At 58.3% G+C, this 247-nt stretch carries 1 protein-coding gene; it reads left to right on the forward strand.

The genetic code is table 11. From position 1 onward, the window contains the following. Positions 1–89 precede the first annotated feature (89 nt). Positions 90–247: sugar phosphate nucleotidyltransferase (locus SB847_RS21910; protein ID WP_410578831.1), on the forward strand; the 158-nt coding region annotated here is incomplete at its 3' end.

Raw genomic sequence — 247 nt, forward strand, 5'->3', positions numbered from 1 at the left:
GGCGTCGGGTACAGAGTAATCCCGCAATAGTGCAGTCCGGCTCGGCGGGGGTTTACCCGTTGCCGTGCTACTTCCGTTAGATTAGTCCGGTGACTCTCGATAACAATGCTGTCCGTAAAGCTGTCATCCCTGCCGCGGGTCTTGGTACCCGTTTCCTTCCCGCCACCAAGGCGATGCCAAAGGAAATGCTGCCGGTGGTCGACAAGCCAGCCATCCAGTACGTCGTCGAAGAAGCGGTCAAGGTTGG

Source organism: Bacillus sp. SIMBA_026, from assembly GCF_046535335.1.
In the GTDB taxonomy this organism is placed as follows: domain Bacteria; phylum Bacillota; class Bacilli; order Bacillales; family Bacillaceae; genus Bacillus; species Bacillus velezensis.